This window comes from Natrinema limicola JCM 13563 (assembly GCF_000337475.1).
GTDB lineage: Archaea > Halobacteriota > Halobacteria > Halobacteriales > Natrialbaceae > Natrinema > Natrinema limicola.
In genome coordinates, this window is the sequence record NZ_AOIT01000021.1 from 1 (window position 1) to 19,949 (window position 19,949).

17 protein-coding genes, 1 tRNA gene and 1 pseudogene are annotated in these 19,949 nt (G+C 61.4%); 8 read left to right on the forward strand and 11 right to left on the reverse strand.

Annotated elements, in window-relative coordinates; translation table 11 throughout:
• The first annotated feature begins 175 nt into the window (after positions 1–175).
• A tRNA-Met gene (locus C476_RS04165) sits at positions 176–250 on the forward strand.
• A 94-nt stretch (positions 251–344) separates the two neighbouring features.
• Here the strand turns inward: C476_RS04165 and C476_RS19340 are convergent.
• From C476_RS19340 to C476_RS04185, 4 genes and pseudogenes are all read right to left on the reverse strand, one after another.
• Positions 345–650: a hypothetical protein gene (locus C476_RS19340; protein ID WP_241430468.1), complete on the reverse strand. Its 306-nt coding sequence runs from the start codon at positions 648–650 to the stop codon at positions 345–347.
• 186 nt (positions 651–836) lie between these two features.
• Positions 837–1,004: pseudogene (locus tag C476_RS04175) on the reverse strand (UvrD-helicase domain-containing protein); the annotation flags it as partial.
• 112 nt (positions 1,005–1,116) lie between these two features.
• Positions 1,117–2,052, reverse strand: coding sequence for a thiamine pyrophosphate-dependent enzyme (locus tag C476_RS04180; protein ID WP_008010187.1), 936 nt, complete (start codon positions 2,050–2,052; stop codon positions 1,117–1,119).
• Between the two features lie 3 nt (positions 2,053–2,055).
• A complete protein-coding gene (locus C476_RS04185; protein ID WP_008010189.1) occupies positions 2,056–3,960 on the reverse strand; it encodes a 2-oxoacid:acceptor oxidoreductase subunit alpha in 1,905 nt (634 codons plus the stop codon).
• Positions 3,961–4,200: 240 nt separating this feature from the next.
• On the opposite strand from C476_RS04185, the gene C476_RS04190 reads away from it, so the two are divergent.
• On the forward strand, positions 4,201–6,018 hold the full coding sequence (locus C476_RS04190; protein WP_008010191.1) for a 2-oxo acid dehydrogenase subunit E2: 1,818 nt from the start codon (positions 4,201–4,203) through the stop codon (positions 6,016–6,018).
• A 26-nt stretch (positions 6,019–6,044) separates the two neighbouring features.
• Here the strand turns inward: C476_RS04190 and C476_RS04195 are convergent, their stop codons facing one another.
• The 6 genes from C476_RS04195 to aroC all read right to left on the reverse strand — a co-directional run bounded on the left by C476_RS04195 (position 6,045) and on the right by aroC (position 11,996).
• Complete coding sequence (locus C476_RS04195) at positions 6,045–6,554, reverse strand: VOC family protein (RefSeq protein WP_008010193.1); 510 nt, start codon at positions 6,552–6,554, stop codon at positions 6,045–6,047.
• A gap of 61 nt (positions 6,555–6,615) precedes the next feature.
• Positions 6,616–7,638 (reverse strand): NAD(+)/NADH kinase, encoded by a 1,023-nt coding sequence (locus C476_RS04200; protein ID WP_008010195.1) that lies wholly within the window; start codon positions 7,636–7,638, stop codon positions 6,616–6,618.
• A 12-nt stretch (positions 7,639–7,650) separates the two neighbouring features.
• Positions 7,651–8,652, reverse strand: coding sequence for an alpha-ketoacid dehydrogenase subunit beta (locus C476_RS04205; protein ID WP_008010197.1), 1,002 nt, complete (start codon positions 8,650–8,652; stop codon positions 7,651–7,653).
• Complete coding sequence (locus tag C476_RS04210; protein WP_049911587.1) at positions 8,649–9,695, reverse strand: thiamine pyrophosphate-dependent dehydrogenase E1 component subunit alpha; 1,047 nt, start codon at positions 9,693–9,695, stop codon at positions 8,649–8,651. The genes C476_RS04205 and C476_RS04210 overlap by 4 nt, the downstream gene beginning before the upstream one ends.
• 233 nt (positions 9,696–9,928) lie before the next feature.
• Complete coding sequence (locus C476_RS04215) at positions 9,929–10,708, reverse strand: PHP domain-containing protein (protein WP_008010201.1); 780 nt, start codon at positions 10,706–10,708, stop codon at positions 9,929–9,931.
• Between the two features lie 136 nt (positions 10,709–10,844).
• Complete coding sequence (gene aroC / locus C476_RS04220; RefSeq protein WP_008010203.1) at positions 10,845–11,996, reverse strand: chorismate synthase; 1,152 nt, start codon at positions 11,994–11,996, stop codon at positions 10,845–10,847.
• A gap of 184 nt (positions 11,997–12,180) precedes the next feature.
• On the opposite strand from aroC, the gene C476_RS04225 reads away from it, so the two are divergent.
• Both C476_RS04225 and C476_RS04230 read left to right on the forward strand, forming a co-directional pair.
• The gene (locus C476_RS04225; protein WP_008010205.1) at positions 12,181–12,552 is read left to right on the forward strand and encodes a DUF7344 domain-containing protein; all 372 of its coding nucleotides are present in this window, start codon (positions 12,181–12,183) and stop codon (positions 12,550–12,552) included.
• Complete coding sequence (locus tag C476_RS04230) at positions 12,549–13,289, forward strand: DICT sensory domain-containing protein (protein WP_008010207.1); 741 nt, start codon at positions 12,549–12,551, stop codon at positions 13,287–13,289. The genes C476_RS04225 and C476_RS04230 overlap by 4 nt, the downstream gene beginning before the upstream one ends.
• On the opposite strand, the gene C476_RS04235 is transcribed toward C476_RS04230, so the two are convergent.
• Positions 13,284–13,589: a DUF7344 domain-containing protein gene (locus C476_RS04235; RefSeq protein ID WP_008010209.1), complete on the reverse strand. Its 306-nt coding sequence runs from the start codon at positions 13,587–13,589 to the stop codon at positions 13,284–13,286. The genes C476_RS04230 and C476_RS04235 overlap by 6 nt on opposite strands.
• 301 nt (positions 13,590–13,890) lie before the next feature.
• On the opposite strand from C476_RS04235, the gene C476_RS04240 reads away from it, so the two are divergent.
• The 4 genes from C476_RS04240 (at position 13,891) to C476_RS17705 (ending at position 19,923) form a co-directional block, all read left to right on the forward strand.
• Positions 13,891–14,145 (forward strand): hypothetical protein, encoded by a 255-nt coding sequence (locus tag C476_RS04240; protein ID WP_008010211.1) that lies wholly within the window; start codon positions 13,891–13,893, stop codon positions 14,143–14,145.
• A gap of 290 nt (positions 14,146–14,435) precedes the next feature.
• Entirely contained in the window at positions 14,436–14,963 is a 528-nt protein-coding gene (locus tag C476_RS04245) for a hypothetical protein (protein ID WP_152418172.1), read from the forward strand.
• Between the two features lie 176 nt (positions 14,964–15,139).
• Positions 15,140–16,252, forward strand: a complete 1,113-nt coding sequence (locus C476_RS04250) for an acyltransferase family protein (protein ID WP_152418173.1) — start codon at positions 15,140–15,142, stop codon at positions 16,250–16,252.
• Between the two features lie 293 nt (positions 16,253–16,545).
• On the forward strand, positions 16,546–19,923 hold the full coding sequence (locus tag C476_RS17705; RefSeq protein WP_008010216.1) for a PAS domain S-box protein: 3,378 nt from the start codon (positions 16,546–16,548) through the stop codon (positions 19,921–19,923).
• The last annotated feature ends 26 nt before the right edge of the window (positions 19,924–19,949 follow it).

The window sequence follows — 19,949 nt, forward strand, 5'->3', positions numbered from 1 at the left end:
TCATACTCCTATCCGAAGAGTAACTACGACTAGTAGTTCACTCTTCTCCAGTTTCACAGATAGAGGATAAGATTGAGATTGAATCCGGCCAGACGATTCGACAAATGCACCTGAATATTCCAGAGACAGCACCCAGATAGCAATCCTTAATGATGATCGGCAGAAACGGTTAGATAGCGGGATGGGATAGCCAGGAGATTCCGGCGGGCTCATAACCCGCAGATCAGTAGTTCAAATCTACTTCCCGCTATTTCTTGACTTTGAGTAAACTTCTACGCGACTTGATCGGTAAGTTTTACAATCATAACTAAATAACACTCGACCGAGTAGACAGCCGAATTCGGTCAAGACTGCCTTTGCACTTTGTCGATTTCACACTGGACGCACAAGTCGTCAGCAAAACACGAAACGCTATCGTAGGGACAGTCGTACTCGTCTCCGTCGGCAGACTGACGGAGTTTCTCCCGATACCAGATACTTTCCCAGTCATCAATATCCATGTTTGCAGACGTGAAGATGACATCAGTATTCCTATTTGAAATGTACGAGGAACAGGTGACTGTCTCCGTTCCAGTTCGGTCATCCAAGAGTCGGACGATAATCGAACCGTCGTAGACCTCTGTCGGGTCCAGCCCTAAGTCATAACGGATACACTCGAAATACTGTGTAAAAGCTTGGGAAGAACACTTTTCTCGAACTCAGGTCACGCCGACGTGTGAACTCATAATCGGCTCTTTCAGAGCTATTGCTTACTTATCCCGTTCTCTCACCAGCGATCGGCGTTCATACTCGAGGTCTGTGATCTGCGGTTCCCAGTCGAACGATTCTGTCACACTCGTGGCAATATTCTCAAGCGTCACATCCGGGTTCTCCTCCGAGATGCGTACGGACCGTTCAGCCAACGTCGTCGTCTTTCCGATCCCGGCGCTGGCGGTGATCGCAACGTTGCGATCGAGGATCAGTGCGTCCTGCTGCTGTTCGTCGGTCAGTCGAATCCCATTCATCTCTCGATTGCTGTCAGTCAGTGTCGAAAACCAGTGACAGCGGACCGTATGAGGACAGGTAGGCTCGAGACGGCAGCCGACCGTCAGCTCTGGGTCGGCGTCGACGGTTGACTTACGTGTGTCGCTCGAGCAGGTCGTAGCTGCGTTCCCACTCGGCGTCGTCGTCGAAGTACCGTTCGGCCAGCGGCTGGTCAGGCAGTTCGCCGACGGCCCGTTTCTCCTCGGTGTAGGACGGTCGGTCCTCGTCGACGTAGTAGCGGCCAGTGAGGACGGTCCCTTCGTTTAAGACGTCCTCGGTCTCGCGCATCATCTCGGCGGCTTCGGCTCGGTCCGTGACGTCGAAGTCGTAGTCGTCGGACTCCTGGACGTCGACGTAGGGGACGTACTGGCGGGCGTCTTTGTTCCAGGTCGGACACTGGGTCAGGAAGTCGATGTGGGCGAAGCCGTCGTGTTCGATGGCTTCCTTGATGATCTCTTTGGCCTGGTTGGGGTTGACGGCGGCAGTGCGGGCGACGTAGCTCGCACCGGCTGTCAGCGACTGCGACAGCGGTCGGATCGGCGTCTTCGCGCTGCCCGAGGGCTGGGTCTTGGACTTGTGGCCCTTGGGACTCGTCGGCGAGGTCTGACCTTTCGTCAGGCCGAAGATCTCGTTGTTGAAGACGATGTACGTGATGTCGTGGTTCTCCCGGGCCGAGTGGATGAAGTGGTTGCCACCGATTCCGTAGCCGTCGCCGTCACCGCCGGCGGCGATGACCTCGAGTTCGGGATTGGCGAGTTTGGCGGCTCGAGCCACGGGCAGCGAGCGGCCGTGGATCGTGTGGAAGCCGTAGGTGTCGAGATAGCTGTTGAGCTTGCCCGAACAGCCGATCCCAGTGACGGTCAGCACTTCTTCGGGCGTCTTGCCGGCCTCCGGCAGCGCCTGTTTCAGCGCCTTCAGGACGCCGAAGTCGCCACAGCCCGGACACCAGGTTGGCTGTGGTTCGACACCGGGCGTGTACTCGTCCCGGTCGATTTCCCGTTCCTCTCCGATCGCGTTGAATGCACTCATTGGTCAGTCACCTGCAGCTGGTTCGATTCGTACCTGTGCGGTCGGTTCGCGCTCTTCCTCGACGAAGTTGACCTCGTAGCCCTCGACGATCTCGGCGGGCTCGAACGGCTCGCCGTTGTACTTCAGCAGGCTGGTCAGTTTCTCGCCGAACCGGCCCAGTTCCTTCTGGAGCAGGCCACGGAACTGCGCGGTGGCGTTCATCTCGACGACCATCGCCTCGTCGACGCTCTCTAAGAACTCGGTTACGTCGGCCTCCGCGAACGGCATCATGTCAGAGACGCTGATGCCTTTCACCGAGTGGCCGGCGTCGTTGAGCCGCTCGACGGCCTCCTCGACGGCACCCTGACTCGAGCCCCACGTAATGATCCCGTGGTCGGCAGTTTCGTCGCCGAAGTAGGTCTGGGTCGACGACTCTCGGCTGTCGAGGTCTTCGCGGATCGACTCGAGTTTCTCGAGGCGGCGGTCCATCTGGGCGACGCGGTTGTCGGGGTCTTCGCTGATGTGGCCGACGGGGCTGTGTTCGTTGCCGGTCGCGAGGAAGCGCCCGCCCTTCTGGCCGGGGATCGAGCGCGATGCGACGCCGTTTTCGGCGTCCTCGTAGTTGAAGCGCTTGAACTTCCCGGAGTTGTCGTGGGCGGCCTCCCGGAGTTCCTCCTCGGTGAGCGTCGATCCGAGATCCGGCGCGGGTTCGCGGTCGAAAAAGTCGACGTCGACGTTGGTGTTCTCACCGGAGAGCTTCTGGTCGTAGATGATGATCGCCGGGAGCTGGTAGTCCCAGGCGATCTCGAAGGCCAGCCGGGTCTGTTCGTAGGCTTCCTCGATGGTCCCGGGCGCGAAGACGACGCGTTGGGAGTCGCCCTGACTCGTATAGAGGATGTGTTCGAGGTCGGACTGTTCGGGCTTGGTCGGCATCCCGGTCGAGGGGCCGGCACGCATGGCTTCGATGAGGACCACCGGGGTCTCGGTCATCTCGGCTAAGCCGAGCGGTTCACTCATCAGTGCGAAGCCACCTCCCGAAGAGCCGGACATCGCCTTGACGCCGGCGTGGCTCGCACCGACGGCCAGCGCCGCAGCGGCGATTTCGTCTTCGACCTGCTCGGAGATGCCACCCATGTCGGGGAAGTTCTGGCTGAGGATGGTGAACACGTCGGTCCACGGCGTCATCGGGTAGCCGGAGATGAACCGACAGCCGGCGTCGATCGCGCCGTAGGCGATCGCGTTCGAGCCCGACAACAGCGCCTGCTCAGTCTCGTGCGAGCCTTCGGGGGCTCGCAGGTCGTGCTCGAAGTCGTATTCCTCGGTAACGGTATCGTATGCCTCGTGGAGGATCTCGAGGTTCGCCTCGAGCACGTCGCCGCCCATCGCGTCGGACATCAGGTCCTCGATGTGTTCGAGATCCATCTCGAGCAGCGCGGCCGTCGCGCCGACGCCGGCGGTGTTACGCATGACCTCGCGGCCGTGCTCGCGGGCGAGTCCCCGGAGGTCCATCGGGAAGACGTGCCAGCCGTTTTCCTCGGCACGGGCCTCGAGATCGAGCGCTTCGACGTCTTCCTCGCTGATGAGGCCCTCGTCGTAGATGATGATCCCGCCCTCGCGGAGTTCATCGAGGTTCTCCGAGAGGGGCTTGATCTCTTCGTTGCCGTAGAAGGCGTCTTCCTGCGGGTTCCGGGCGAAGGAGTCGCCCAGTGCGAGCAAGAAGTTGTAGCCGTCTCCACGTGACTGTACCTCGTGGTCTGCGGCACGAATCTCGACGTACGTGTGGCCGCCGCGAATCCGCGACGGATAGTGCCGGTGAGTGAATACGTCGAGCCCCGAGCGCATCAGCGCCTTGGCGAAGTTCTGGCTCGTCGAGTCGATCCCGTCGCCGGAACCGCCCGCGATTCGCCAGATAAGTTCGTCGCTACTCATAGTGGATCAGTGGCCGATGGGCCAACCGTATCCAAATTTCGGACTACCGTGCCTAAAGCCTTTGCTATGGATTGACAAGTATCTTTCGTGAAGAATGAACATCCATTGAACAATATGGCATGGAAGATCATTATCGATAAGCCGACGCCGCGTTCTGCCCTAATCACGTCAGGGTAATCTATCAGTGCCGAGGAATCGACCGGCGATACTTTTTATACCCTATTCATGCTATCCAGTCCCATGGGTTACATCGTTCGGATGCCGAAACTCGGGCTCGAGATGGAACGCGGGACGCTCCTCGAATGGGCGATCGACGAGGGCGACTCGGTCTCCGAGGGAGAACTGATCGCGGAAGTGGAGTCCGAAAAGAGTATCGGGGAGATCGAGGCTCGCGAAGACGGCGTGTTGCGACGAACCTACCTCGAGGTCGACGAGACGGTGCCGCCGGGAACCCCCATCGGGATCGTCGCGCCGGCGGAGGCCGACATCGGCGATCTCGAGGCCGAAGCGACGGCCGATCTTGAAGCCGACGTCGAGGTCGAGGAGGGCGAACCCGAGCCAGAACCGGACGAGGGAACGGCTGAACCGGCCGTAAGCGGGGCCGGCACGAGCGCTGGCGGCACGACAGCCGACGAGATCACGGCCTCGCCCCGCGCTCGAGACCGGGCGGACGAGCTGGGTGTTGAGCTGACGACAGTCGAGGGAACCGGCTATCAGGGATCGATCACCGAGGAAGACGTCGAACGGGCGGCCAGCAAGGGTGCGGATGAAGGTACCAGCGAGCTGAACGCGTCGCCGCGAGCGCGCTCCCGCGCGGACGAGTTGGGCGTCGATCTCACAACCGTCGAAGGAACTGGCTATCAGGGCGCGATCACCGAAGAGGACGTCGAAGCGGCCACAGCGGGGACCGGCGGGACGAGCAGGACCCTCGCCGAAGAGCGGCCGTTCGGCGGGATGCGCAAGACGATCGCCGCGCGGTTGAGCGAGAGCGATCGTGAGGCCGTCCACGTGACCGTCCACCGCGAGGCCGACGCCGAGGCACTGCTTTCGGCTGCCGACGCCGCCGATGCGACCCTCGAGACCGACATCTCGGTCCAAGACGTCCTCCTCCGGGCCGTCTCGGCGACGCTTGCGGACCATCCCGCGTTCAATGCGACGTTCGAGGACGACGTCCACGAACTCTGGGAGGAACACAACGTCGGCCTCGCCGTCGATATCGAACAGGGGCTGATCGCGCCGGTACTCCCGGATGTCGAAAGCAAATCGCTCGCCGAACTCGCCGACGAGCGACGAGCGCTTGTCGACCGCGCGATCAGCGGCGACTACACCATGGACGACCTCCAAGGCGGGACGTTCACTGTAACGAATCTCGGCGTCCTCGGCGTCGAGGCGTTCGATCCGATCATTAACCCACCGCAGGTCGCCATCCTCGGCGTCGACGCCATCGACGAGCAGCCGACCCGCAGCGACGATGACGGTCTCGAGTGGCGACGCCACCTCCCGTTCGATCTCTCGTTCGACCATCGGGTCGTCGACGGCGCTGACGCGGCTCGCTTCCTCGAGACGCTCGTCGATTATGTCGAAAACCCGTGGCCGCTCCTTCCCGAGGACGTCGCCGACGCGGCCGACCGCGGGGCTGTCGGGGCAGAGACGGAGATGCCCGGCCGATCGGTTACCGCCACGAACCCCGAGGGAATGCACGGTCGCATCGAGGCCGGCTCATTCGAGTGGACGTACGACGAACCCGAATCCAGCGGTGGCACCGAGACCGGCCCGACCCCGGTCGATGTCGCACTCGGCGGCCTCGCCTCCTGTCTCTCGTTGAGTACCCGATTCCAGACGAGCAAACGCGACATGTCGGTTGAAGAGATCCAGGTCGATGTGGATGCGACCCCAGAGGAGGGGCCAGTCGAGGACATCGCGGCGACGATCCGCCTTGCAACCGACGAAGACGACGAGGCCGTCGACCGGCTCGTCGACCTCGGAGAGCGGGGCTGTCACGTCTCGCAGATGCTTCGGGAGGAGTTGGAACTCGATCTCTCCTGGGAACGGCTCTAGAACCTGAGGAGCCGTTCGGCGGTCCGTTACTCCGGATACGTCCGGTCCGGTTCCGGCATCGCGTCGACGTTCGCCGCAGTCTCGAAGATCGCGCCGTTGAGTTCGTCGGCCGTGTCGAAGTACCAGTATTCGGTGCCGCCGTAGTTGCCACTCTGGATGACCGGCAGGCCGGCATCTTCGAATTCCTCGACGACCGCGTGTGGATCGTCGAAGGCGAAACAGGCCACGTGATGCAGCCCTTCGCCGTGTTCGGCGAGGTGCTCCGTATAGATGCTCTCCCCCTCGAGCGGTTCGATTAATTCGATCATCGTCTCGCCGAGCTGGGTGAGCGCGAGCACCATCGAATACTCGTGGGACTCACCATGATAGGTTCGTTCGGTGAGCGTTGGCGGCTCGAATCGGTAGACTTCCCAGGGGCCAACCCCGAGGATCGAGCCGAACCGGTCCATCCCGTCGTCGATGTCCTCGACGACGAACGCGACCTGCGATAGTTCCGGAATTTCGACTTCTACTTGTGGGATGTTATCTGACACCATTGTAGCGACCATCGCTACCACGACCGTCGAAGTAATGGTTTGCCCGCCGGCTCAGCGTGGGCTACTCCATTTGCCGCTCGTCGACGGCGTCGATCTCGAAGCCGCCGGCCCGTGAGCCCGCCTCGAGCGTCGCGTCGATATCGACGAGTCGCGGTCCCTCCGGAACGGGCATCAGTTCGACCGTCGCGTCGGTCAGTTCGAGCTCGCGCTCGCCGTCGGCACCGACGACGCCATCGGGCACGTCGAACGCGACGGACTCGTTGGGCTCGAGTCGCTCGCACGCCGTGACACCGATCGTTGCGGTGACGCCCGGCGCGACGATCGCGCGGACGCATCGGGGCGCGTCCTCGGGATCGGTGAGTCGGACGGCGACGCCGCCGGGCTCGGTCGGTGACAGCGGCTCGAGGCTGCCTGCAACGGCTGGGAGCCCGATATTTCCGGGGTGAGCCTGTGAGACGACCCCGCCGCGGAGATCGGACGGATCGAGCAGCGCGCGGGTCCCGATAAACGACTGCGAAGAGACCTCGGCAGCCGCGAGCCCGGTCAGCCGCCGCTCGCCGACCGGCGTCTCGGCGCGTGCGTCGACCATGCCGTGTCGCGTCGTCACCGCTTCGACCGAGACCATTCCGGTCGCGATGAGCCCCGCCGCTGCGCCCGCAACGGTGCCGTCGACGGCCGACGGCACGACATTGTTTGTCCCCGTCGAAACCGCGACCAGTGGCACGTCGCCGAGTTCGAGCGCGGCATCGCGGGTCGTGCCGTCGCCGCCGAGGACGACTGCAGCGTCGGCTTCCTCACGAAAGCGGGCTGCTGCCCGTCGGGTGTCGGCTGGACTCTCCTCGATCGGCAGCTCGAGCGTCGTTGCATCTATCTCCGCGGGTGCTTCCGCGACCGCGTGGTCGGCGATCCCCGTCCGGTCGGGCATGACGAGCACATCGAGGGGCTCGCCCGTGATGGTCAGGCCGTCACAGACACACTCGGCGACCCGGCGCTTCGCGTAGTTGTCGACGACGCTCGCGCCGCCGGTGAGCCGGCGGATGTCGCGGCCCGCAGCGGGGTTGACGATCAGTCCGATAGTCGCCACGTGGAGCCCCCGCTACGCGATCCGCTCGATTGCGGCTCTGACGTCGTCGTCACCGGGCAGGACCTCTTGCTCGAGCGGCGGGCTGAACGGCATGTGCGTATCCGGCGTGCCGACCCGCTGGATCGGTGCATCGAGGCTGAAGAACGCCTCTTCTTGGACGCGCGTGGCGATCTCCGCGTGGGTGCCATACGAAAGCGGGCTCTCGTCGGCGACGACCAGCCGGCCGGTCTTCTCGACGCTCTCGACGATCGTGTCGGTATCGAGCGGGTACAGCGAGCGTGGGTCGATGACCTCGACGCTCACGTCGCCCTCGAGGGAGTCGGCCACGCCGAGGGACTCGCCGACGAGTCGCTGGGTGGCGACGACGGTGACGTCTTCACCTTCGCGTTCGACGGCCGCCTCGCCGATCGGAACCGTATAGTCCTCGTCGGTCGGCACTTCGCCCGACTGCTCGTAGATCATCTTGTTCTCGAAGACGAAGACGGGATCGTTCGACCGGATGGCGGCCTTCGTCAGCCCCTTCGCGCTCGCGGCGGTGCCCGGCGCGACCGCTTTCAGCCCCGGGAAGTGGGCGATCCATGTGTGGACCGTCCCCGAGTGCTGGCTGGCGGCACCCATGCCACCGCCCTCGGTTGTCCGGACGGTGACCGGCAGTTCGGCTTTTCCGCCGAACATGTAGTGCATCTTCGCCATCTGATTCATGATCTGCTCCATCGAGACACCCATGAAATCCGAGAACATGAGTTCGACGACCGGCCGCGTGCCGGTCGCCGCCGCGCCGGTCGCCGCGCCCATGAAGCCTGCCTCGCTGATCGGCGTATCTCGGACGCGTTCCTCGCCGAACTCCTCGTAGAGACCGCCGGTTACCTCGAGGACGCCGCCGAAGACGCCGACGTCTTCGCCTATGAGGTAGACGTCCTCGTCGCGCTCGAGTTCTTCGCGGAGGCCCTGTCGGATCGCCTCCCGGACGGTCATCGTCTCGGTCTCCTGTTCGAGTTCTGCCTGTGCAGTCATCGGTGGTCACCTCCGTTCGCGCCGCCGTCAGTCCGGGCAACGTTCGCGAATCGCTCGAGTTCTGGGGGCTGTTCGACGAACATGTCTTCGTAGGCTGCGCTCGGTTCCGGTGCGTCCGTCTCCTGTGCGTACTCGACGGCGTCGTCGATCGACGCCTCGATCTCGGCTCGAAGGTCGTCAAACTCCTCTTGGGTCAGTTCGCCGCGCTCGATCAGTCGGTCTTTGAACGATTCGATCGGGTCCTGATCCCGCCAGCGCTCGACCTCCTCGTCGTCGCGGTAGGGCTCCTCGTCGCCCTCGTAGTGACCGCGGTAGCGGTACGTCTGGGCCTCGACCATCGTCGGCCCGTCGCCGGCGCGCGCTCGCTCCCGGGCTTCGGCGACCGCTTCCGCGACAGCAGTGATATCCATGCCGTCAACGGTCACGCCGGGGATGTCGTAGGCCTGGGCCGTATCGCTCAGGTTGTCGAGATTGTGCTGTTTCTCGACTGGGGTGCCCTCCCCGTAGTGGTTGTTCTCGACGACGAAGATCGCCGGCAGGTCCCACGTCGAGGCGAGGTTGATCGCCTCGTGGACCTGTCCCTGGGCGACCGCGCCGTCGCCGAGGAAGCCGACCGCGACCTGGTCGCGGTCCTGATAGTCGATCGAGAGAGCCGCACCGGTCGCCAACGGCGGCCCTGCACCGACGATCCCGTTCGCACCGAGCATCCCGGCGTCGACGTCCGCGATGTGCATCGAGCCACCCTTGCCGTTACAGTACCCCTCGGCCTTGCCGTAGAGCTCGGCCATCATGTACTTCGGATCGAGCCCCTTCGCGATACAGTGGCCGTGCCCGCGATGTGTACTCGCGATATAGTCGTCGGACTCGAGCGACGCACAGGTGCCGACACCGACCGCCTCCTCGCCGATATAGAGATGGACGAACCCCGGTATCTCCCCGTCTGCGAACCGATTCCCCGCCTCCTGGTCGAACGCCCGGATCGTTACCATCCGGCGTAACGCCTCTCGCCTGCCGTCCGCACTGTCAAGGTCTAACTCTGCCATTGTGCCACTACTGTGGTACGGTACCATCACACATATATCTAGCAGCTATCTTCACCTGGTACCACCCAGAGAACCGGTCGAGATGCATGAACGTCGCCGATGATGGACGAATTTGTGTTGGTGATTGCAGTTGGTGGGCCAGTCCAGCGACCGTCGATTGCTGTTCCGGCTCGGCTACTGGCTGCTGCAACTCGAGTCCGTCGTCACAGTGCGGACCGTACTGACCGGCTCGACTACGCTGCGAGTCCGTCGGGATCGACCGGCTCGAGCCCCGTTTCGTCGACGAAATCAGCGAGGAAGGCGGCTCGATCGGGGAGTTCGCTCGGTCGATGCGAGTCGGTGCCGACGGTCACGGCAACGTCGTATTCACGCAAGATAGACAGGAACCGATCGGACGGATGGACGATGTCGGCGTCGGATAGCGCCCGTCCGGCGTTGACCTCCGGAATCGTCCGCGACTCGGCGAACGCCCGTGCCACGCGCCGATAGTGGTCGTCGGTCGCTCGGCCTCGCAGCGGCGGCGTCCGCTCGAGCAAGTCGACGTGGGCTGCGATCTCGAACAGTTCCGATTCGACGAGTGCGACGAGTTGCTCGAAATAGGTGTCGACGACCGCGTCGCGCTCAGCCTCGCTCATCGAATCGAAGTGGGACGATACTTGGACGTTTTGGCCATCGACGTCGTGGACGCTGCCGATCGCATAGTCGAAGCCCGCCGCCGAGAGGAAGGCGTCGATCGCGGCCTCGTCGCGCGGATCGTAGTCCATCTCGACGGCGTCGTAGATCTCGAGGCTGAACTCCTCGCGCAAGCGCTCGATCCCCCGCCGCCGACGCTCGTAGGTGAGATCGAGATTGAACCCGTAAACGCTGCGCATCGACGCGTGGTGGTCGCGCGTGGCCACGTTGCAGTGGTCGGCGAAGCCAACGCCCTCGAGACCAGCCGACGCGGCGGCTTGGGCCATCGATCGGAGGAATTCGCCGTCCGAGTAGTTCGAGTGGACGTGAAAATCCCGCATACGTCGCCGACCACCGAGGGCGGGTTAGGTGTTACGCTCGAGAAATGACACTCGAGCCGACATGCTGTTCGACTGTGATCGTTTGACTTGCGCGGATATAGCGGCCGCGTGCCGGCGGAACGCCGGTGACGGAGCGTTACTCGTTTCGCGGGTTGCTCGGGTGGTAGTCCGTGTCGTACTCGCCGGGCTGGTCGTCGACGCGGTCGGGGTTGAGCCGGCCCGACAGGAGCATGAAGTCGACCAGTGTCAGTGCGAGCATCGCCTCGACGACGGGGACCCCACGCGGCGGGAGGACGGGGTCGTGACGGCCGATGACCTTCTCCTCTTTGAGTTCGCCCGTCTCCCAGTCGGCAGTCTGCTGGGACTTGGGGATCGACGTCGGCGCGTGCAGCGTGACCTCGCCGTAGATCGGTTCGCCGCTCGAGATGCCACCCTGGATGCCGCCGTGGTCGTTCTCGACGGGCGTCGGGTTGCCCTCGTCGTCGAACTCCCAGTCGTCGTTTCGCTCTTTACCGGTCCACTCGGCAGCCTCGGTGCCGAGGCCGAACTCGAAGGCCGTCGCCGCTGGAACGGCCATCATGGCCTGACCGAGTCGCGCTGAGAGGGAGTCGAACCGGGGTGCGCCGAGGCCGACGGGGACGCCCTGGGCCTCGAAGTAGATGCTGCCGCCGATCGAGTCGCCTTCCTCCTGATACTCCGCGATCAAGTCCTGCATCTCCTCGGCAGTTTCGGGGTGGGCACACCGGACGTCGTTTTCTTCCGAGTGTTCGAGCAGCTCCTCGAAGCTCACCTCGGGGGCGCAGACGTCACCGATCTGGTTGACGTGGGCTTTGAGTTCGATCCCCTCGCGCGCTAAGAGCTTCTTCGCGATCGCACCTGCAGCGACCCAGTTGACCGTCTCACGCGCGGAGGAACGGCCGCCGCCGCCCCAGTTGCGGGTGCCGAACTTGGCCGAATACGTGAAATCACCGTGGGACGGTCGCGGCGCGGTGATGAAGGGTTCGTACTTGCCCGAGCGGGCGTCTTTGTTCTGGATGACCAGCCCGATCGGCGTGCCCGTCGTGTAGCCGTCCTGAATTCCGGATTTGATCGAGACGGCATCGGGTTCGCCGCGGCTGGTCGTGATCATCGACTGGCCCGGCTTGCGCCGATCGAGGTCTTCCTGAATGTCCTCTGCGGAGAGTTCGAGGCCGGCGGGACAGCCCGAGATGGTACAGCCCATCGCCTCCCCGTGGCTCTCGCCGAACGTGGTCACCTGAAAGAGGCGACCGAAGCGGTTGCCGTTCATTATCACGTCCTCAGAGACGGGGACACTTAGCCCTGCAGGATTCTCGCAAGCGGGGGAGGCTGGCGTGTACCCGATCGGAGTCCGTCACTACCGACGCGTGGACGGACAGATATGGGCTCGCCGACCTGCATGCCGCGACAGGTGCCGTACATATCTATTTGTGACTCAGACACACACGTTAGCTATGGGCGATGAATCGTTCGAACCCGATCTGCGTGCACTCCGCGCAGCGGCCGACGAGTTGCCGTTCGACGACGTCGTCCGCTTGCTCGGGGACCGCCATGCCCGCCCCGTGCTCGTCTACCTCCATGACCATCCAGCGCCGACGCTCGAGGAACTGGCCGATGTGGTCGCCGCCGCAGACGCCAGCGAGACGGGAACGATCGCCGCACCGTCCGACCGCGACCGGATTCGACTGCGGCTGTATCATTCGATCCTGCCTCGACTCGAGGACCTGGGATTCATTACGTTCGATACTGCGGCGAAGACCGTCACCGACACCGACATCCCGGAGTCCGTCAGCGCCGCACTGGGGGAGACCGACTCGGAGCCATGAACGAACTTGGTGATCCAATCGAGACGGTCGAAGGCCAACGGAAAACGCTCGAGGTCCATACCGACGACGACGCGATTTTCGAGGGGCTCCGCCGGCAGTTCGAGACGCGAAACGTCGACGTGGGCCGCCAGTCGCTTGGCTCGCTCGACGGGGCTGGGTTCGTGATCATCCGGAGCGCCGACGGCACGTTCCGCGGTGCGTTAGGACTCGATCAGTTTGCGGCGATCCTCTCGCCGCGGACCCATCCACCGTGGGTACTCGCCGAGACCGACGACGATCGAGCGGAACTGTTCAGCTTCCTCGAGGAGACGTTGTTCACGTCGTACAGTCGTCGGCAGATGCTGGCAACGTCGCGCGAGATCGAAGACCGAGCGTGGCGCGTCGGGGCTGGCCGGTTGTACGCGGGGTTCGAACGCGCGCCGGCTCTCGCGGCACAGACGGACGTCTACGAGCGATTCGGACGTCACGACTCGCTTTCGGTCGCGGTATTTATAGACGGCGAGTGGACCGAGCCGGTCCCCGAGGATGTGGCCGTCGTCTCAGAGTACGGCAGCGAACTCGGCGACTACTGGTTCGTCGTTTTCGACGGTGGTGACAACGACCAGGAAGCCTGTGCGTTACTCGCAGAAGAGCGCCATCCGGGGTCGTTCTACGGGTTCTGGACGTACGATCCGGAGCTGGTCGCGGAGCTGGTCACGTATCTCGAGACGACGTACGACGCGCCAGCGCCGTCATAGCGCGGTGAGTGCTCGAGCGTCGGCACGGCTCGGACACGACCCGATCCGGGTTGCGCCGGCGTCGTACTCGAGAAGGCCGAACTGAGACAGCATGGGGAGGTGAACGTGGTGGAGCGATATCGCGACGTGCCCGACACACTCGTGGCCCGTGTCGTGGTTCTGTTCTCGTGTAGCGATTGCCGACGCCAGCGCGGTGAGGTCGACGGGGTTGGCCCGCCCTGCAAGGTGCTCGAGAACGAGTCGACGTCGTTGGGATGCGAGCAATCGGTAGCGCTCGTCCACGCTGGGAGGCTCCGCCATATGATCGCGTAGCGATTCGATTGGGTCATCGTTTTTCACTCGTTCTCGGCTTTCCGTAAGCGTGCGCTAGATGTGATTAGGTGGCTCTGTTGAAATCCTCAGCGAGTGATATATTCTGACCCGGTTACGGTCAATACAGGGAACGCACATACCGCGATGGACAGTGACCTTTCAGAAATTAGCCAGAAACGTAGTTCAGGACTTAGAGCGTGAGTTCAGCGATTGATTTGTAGATCCGTCAGACAGCTGCCGAAGTTATCACACAAGAAAGATTTTGTCCATTCCCAGTACTATTGAGAATATGAACCGAGAATTGCTCTATTACGTGTCGATGGGAGCTTTCGGTGTCGTTGTAATTCTTACTAGCCTCGGGAATATTTTGATCGATGGAATGCATCTTGGTCGTGTGCTTGCTGTGATCGGCGGAACCATCGTGGTGGCTGCAACTGCGGCACAATGGAAAAATGGCACTGAAATCAAGCCGGGATGGGCCATCTGGTTTGCTGCATTTGGTACGGGATTATTTATCTTGGGGACGCTATTCGCCTATTTATGAGATTTATTTACTGTCTCTGGTTGATCCTAATGTGATTTTTGAGCCCACTCCGCGAGATATGCGCCCTGCATCTTGCACGACTTTCGGAAAGCGTACGAGAATGGATAGGTGTCTCAGTGGTCAGTTCGCACTCTTTAGCGACCAGCTGTTTCATCCTATTTTATGTCTGAAGAATAGGATTTCAACAGAGCCAATAGAGTGTATGCGACACAGCGTTCTCGAAGGGGAATAAGGCAAACAGCCAGAAGGAAAAGAGTTATAAGAAATCATTTATCAAGGTCGTAAGAACGATGGAATATCGTCCAGACCGCCGAGCTTTCCTCGCAATGACCGGTACCAGCACTACTGCGGCCCTCGCTGGTTGCTCTAGTCTTAATTCCCAGTCTCAAACCAATGGAAACGAGGAAGAGAATCCTAATACAGAAGCAACACTGACGGTACAAGTCCAACCAGACCAAGAAGAACTTAGGGCCTTGCAAGAGGAACTTCAGGGGGAAGTTGAAGACGAGGAGATTAGTCAAGCGGAAGCGCAACAAGAACTCCAGAGCAAACAAGCAGAATTAACAGAAAAAGCTGTAAGTGAGTACGAAGAAACTGCGGCAGATGACGACGCCCTCTCGGTGGATGACTCAGAACCAGAGTACGGCATCCTACGTATCACCGCGCCTGCTGCTACGTTTGTGAATTCATTGGAAAACGGAGATATTGCTGCAGTTTTGCCTAGCGAGTACTACGATCAATATATCCAACAGCAAGAACAACAGCAAGCCCTCCAAGAGCAGATGGAAGAGCAAGAAAGCAACACTACGAACGACTAAATGCCGGGATAAATAACCACTAGCAGTAGAATTACCTGGTTTCCGATAACGTTGTCGAGCAATTTCAAGAATACTGTCCCGAACCCACTCTCGCGCCGAGTTCCAGTGCGGTCCAGTTGATTGATCAGATCACGTGATGCGAAACGGTCATTACCGACTTGTACCTATTCCCGAAAGTGACCAATCGTATCTACAGTATCGACGCAATGCGAATCATTGCGATCGCATTCGTCGTGCTGATACACACTGATCCATTTCAGGGTGTTAATGAGTACGGGAATATGATAAACTTCGGGACAAAAACGGTATCGCGGTTCGCCGTCCCTTTCTTTTTTATCACGTCTGGTTACTTTTTTGCACTGAAAACGGCCCACCGCGATTCTGCCACGTACCTCACTAAGCGAGCCATCAAACTCGTATCCCTCTACCTCTTCGGGCTCGTGCTCACCATTCCGCCGTTCTTCGGTGTGGAACTGACCAGAGCGGAGCTTTCCGGTCAATCTCTTCGAGCTACCGCTGTCAGTAGCGCTATCCAGTACCTCAATCCAGTCGAATTAGTATACTACGGCACGTCGGTTTCCGAGATCCTCTGGTTCCTTCCTGCTCTGCTCTTCTCTCTCTTCTTTGTTTACCTCGTCATAGTGATCGGAAAACCGAGATATGTACTGCCAGTTGCGGTGTGCTTCCACCTCGTAGGACTCCTCGGATCGACCTACACGATGTTTGTTGATGTCCCGTTCGAGATCCGAGACGCCCTTTTCTTCGGCTTCTTTTACACCAGTCTAGGACACACAATTTATACACGGGGCTGGGAAGCATCCAAGGAGAAAAGCCGACTCCTCTTTGGTCTCGTTGTGCTGTTCGTCGTGTTGCAATTCGTTGAGTTCTATCTCCTCGGCTATCCCCTTCGTGGTGAACCGTTCGGGTCCTACGTTTACGCCCCGAGTTACGGGATTTCCACCGTGCTGTTGAGCACTTCACTATTCTTGTTTCTCCTCTCATGGCCGACGCTTCTTGCCGATACGCCACTCCCCGCGTGGGGGACCTACGCGGTTGGAATCTACGTTACCCATCCGTCCGTGTTTGCGATCCTGCGAGCTATGCGCGATTCTCTGGAGTCAATGAGCTATCCAATTGATTGGATGATCGTCTGGCACCTCATCTCGACACCCACAACCATTATCGGCGCACTCGCAGTCTATCTGCTCGCTCACAGGCTTCGACTGATCGAGATCGGCGGCAGTCACTTTCCCGGAGAACCGTGGCTCAGAAAACGCAGATCGAACTAATCCTGCTCTCCGACGAATTCACTCCTGTCTCAATTACGTTACGCCGCAGAACCCATCAGCCGACGCTCGTTATGCACATCTACTGAACGGCTGTTCCAGCGGAAAAGGTGTCGAACCAATAGGGTTTCAACAGAGCTGATTAGGTAATTCTCTGCTGGGAACGCGCCATATGTCGCCCTCACGACAGTCCCGTATCCGCACGATGGACTGCCTGCGGGAATCTCGTTTTCCCGTTCCGGAATCAGCTCCGTCGGCGGAGTGATTATAGGGACCGAGTCGTGTTGTAGAACGCAATGACGGCTTCCGCGTTGACCGATAGTCTCCGGGAAACGCTTGCGTGCTTCGACGACACTGGGGTCCCGCGGACGACAAGCGAGGTGGCCGACAGGCTCGATCTCGGCCGCAGGAGCACCTACGACCGGCTCGAGCGCCTCGTTGAGCGCGGCCGGCTCGAGACGAAGAAAGTCGGGGCGAGCGCACGTGTCTGGTGGCGACCTCCAAAAGCGGCCGATCGGGCCACCGCCGGCGAGGACCGTCCCGCCGTTGCTGGACCGTTGATCGACGTAATCGATGACGCCGAGATCGGCCTCTTCGTCCTCGATGCGGACCTCGAGGTGGTGTGGCTCAACGAGACGGCCGAGCAGTACTTCGATCTTGACCGCAGCCGCGCCCTCGGTCGGGGCAACCGAGCGCTCGTAACCGAGCACCTCTCGGACGTCATCGACGATGGTGCGTCGTTCGCCGATACCGTGCTGACGGCCGACGAGGACAAGACGTACGCCGAACGGTTCGAGTGTCACGTCACAGCGGGCGAAGACCGCGAGGAACGCTGGCTCGAATACCGGAGCAAGCCGATCGAGTCCGGCGATTATGCTGGCGGTCGAATCGACCTCTACTACGACGTGACCGATCGGAAACGCTCGGCGCACGCCTGTCACACGGAACGAACCCTCCTCGAGCGCGTCCTCGAGGCCAGTCCGACGGGGATCGGTATTTTCGACGCCGACGGCAAGGCGCGACGCATCAACCAGCAGTTCATCGAGTACCTTGGACTGGCCGGATCCGAGGCCGACCCGGACACGTACATCCTCGGCGATCAACCGCTGCTCGACGAGGAGGGAGCGGTGATCCCCTTCCCCGAACGTCCGGCAGCGCGGGCACTCGGAACCGGCGAGTCGGTCATCGACCAGCATTGTCAACTCAACGGAGACGATGGGCAGACACGGTGGCTCTCGATAAACGCTGAGCCACTTGACGATGACGCCGGCGTCATCGTTACGGTCGACGACATTACGCAACTGAAAGAGCAGGCGAAACGTCTCGAGCGCCAGCATGACGACCTCGAGGCCGAACTCGATGCGGTCTTCGAGCGGATCGATGACGCGTTCTACGCACTCGACGACGAGTTCCGATTTACCTACGTCAACGACCGCGCCGAAACGTTGCTGGGCCACTCCGAATCCGAACTGCTGGGCAGAAACATCTGGCAGGCGCTGTCCGTCCCCGTCGATGATCCACTCCGTACCCGGTACGAGACGGCGCTGGCCACTCAGACCGCGACGAGTTTCGAACGCTACTCTGAGCCGCTCGACATCTGGGAGATCGTCAAGGTGTTCCCTTCGGAATCCGGGCTCTCGGTTTACTTTACCGATATCAGCGAGCAAAAAGAGCGCGAACGCGACCTCGAAGAATCGGAACGTCGCTATCGCACTCTCGTCGAGAACTTCCCGAACGGCATGGTCACACTCTTCGACGACGACCTCGAGTACACGCTCGCCGGTGGCGAACTCGTCAAACAGTGTGGTCTTGATCCGGACCAACTTGTCGGCGCGCCAGCCGGCACGTTGTTCACCGAGCCAGCGACCTGCGATCAGGTCGAAGCAGCCTATCAGCGCGCGCTCGACGGCGAAACGACGACGCTCGAGGTGACACAAGACGGCCGCGAGTTGTGGATACAGGTCTCCCCCGTAACCGACGACGATGGGATCGTGTTCAGCGGTATGGCAATCTGTCAGGACATCACTGAGCGCAAACGAAAAGAGCGCCAGCTCCGCGAACACGAGGCCAGCCTCGAGCGAACGACGGAACTGCTCGAACAATCACAGCAACTGGCCAGCGTCGGGGCCTGGGAACTCGACGTGAGCACGACACCTGCTGACCTCCGGTGGACCGACGAGGTCTATCGGATTCACGGGCTCTCGCCGGAGCAGGCGGTCGATCTCGAGGAATCGATCTCGTTCTACCACCCCGAGGATCAGCTACAGCTCCGTGAGGCGATCGACCGCGCGATCGAGGACGGCAGCCCGTACGATCTCACGCTCCGAATCGTGCCGAACGATGGGGACCTGCGGTGGGTCCGGTCGATCTGTGACCCCGTGCAAACTGACGGCGAAGTGGTTGCCCTCCGTGGCGCGTTTCAGGACATCACTGAACGGATCGAGCACGAACAGGACCTCGAGCGCCAGCGCGAGCAACTTGCCGCACTCAATAATCTCAACGATGTCGTCCGTAGCATCACCGACGAGGTAATCGCTCAGTCGACACGCGAAGAGATCGAGCGCGTCGTCTGCAAGCGCCTCGCCGAGGCGGAGTCGTATCTGTTCGCCTGGGTCGGCGACGTCGACGTCGACTCACAGACGGTGAACCTCCGAGCAGAGGCTGGCGTCGACGGCTATCTCGACGAGATCACGATCTCGACCGATCCCGACGACGAGCGCAGTCAGGGACCGACTGGCCGGGCGATTCTCGAGCGCGAAACACAGACGTCACAGGATATCGAGGCCGACAGCAGACACGACCCTTGGCGCGACCACATCGAACAGTACGGCTTCCGCTCGTCGGCAGCGATTCCGATCGTCTACGAGGACACCGTCTACGGGGTATTGAACGTTTATGCTGACCGACCGAACGCGTTCGAGGGTGAGGAACGGGCGGTTGTCAGTCAACTTGGAGAGGTAGTGGGCCACGCGATCGCTGCCACCGAGCGCAAGCGGGCGCTGATGAGCGACGACGTCGTCGAACTTCAGTTTCGTATTCGCGACATCTTTGCCGCCGTCGGAGCCGACGCGACGGCCAGCGGTTCGATCACGATCGACCATATGGTCCCTATCGAGAACGACGAATACCTCGTCTACGGAACGCTCACCGAGGATGCGATCGCGGGCATGGACGCGCTCGTCGATGCGATCCCACACTGGGTGGACGTCACCTACCGAACGGCAAACGGATCGGCGAACTTCGAACTCCGGCTGTCCGATCCGCCGGTGCTGTCGACGATTGCCTCGCTTGGCGGTGCCATCGAGCGCGTCGTCATCGAAGACGGTGACTACCGGATGACGGTCCTCCTCGCACCGGGTGCCGACGTTCGGCGCGCGATCGACATCGTCCAGACGACCTATCCGGCCGCGGAACTGCTGAAACACCGCCAGATCACGCGCCCCGACACTACCGCCGAACGCATCCGCCACGTGCTGACGGACGAGCTTACCGATCGCCAGCGAGCGGCCCTCGAGGCCGCCTATCACGCGGGCTTTTTCGAGTGGCCCCGCGACGCCTCCGGTGAGGACGTCTCTGCGTCGCTCGAGATCGCACCGGCGACGTTCCATCAGCACCTCCGGCGCGCACAGAAGAAGATCTTCGAATCGTTACTCTCTGGGTCGAGAGCGCCCTGACTGCGCCACTGCGCCGTGTGTCGGCC